We start from the raw sequence: 291 nt of genomic DNA, 5'->3' as shown, positions 1-291 counted from the left end.
AAAAAAGACTACTTGTTTAACGCCTTTGCACTGGCGAAAGTGTGGCGCGCCAGAATGCTTGAAGCCATCAATCAACACCCAAGCTTGAGCCTGCCCAATCACCTGCCGCCAAAATGGGTGGTGGATTGTCGCGCCGTGGGCGAAGGCTTACCAACGCTGAAGTATCTCTCGCGCTACTTGTATCGCGGCGTGCTGCCCGACAAAGACATCATTGACATCACCAAGGATAACGTCACGTTTCGTTATCGCGATGGACAAACCAACCACTGGAAGCAGCGCACACTGCCAACA

Annotated in this window: 1 protein-coding gene; it reads left to right on the top strand. The window is 52.9% G+C overall.

Annotation, left to right across the window (positions count from 1 at the left end; translation table 11 throughout):
* The coding region (locus Q4519_RS21840; RefSeq protein WP_303516051.1) for a transposase at positions 1-291 on the top strand (291 nt) is incomplete at both ends.

Origin of the sequence: Motilimonas sp. 1_MG-2023, from assembly GCF_030547455.1 — a bacterium.
Classification (GTDB): domain Bacteria; phylum Pseudomonadota; class Gammaproteobacteria; order Enterobacterales; family CBDFNC01; genus Motilimonas.
This window is presented reverse-complemented; position numbering and strand designations above follow the sequence as displayed.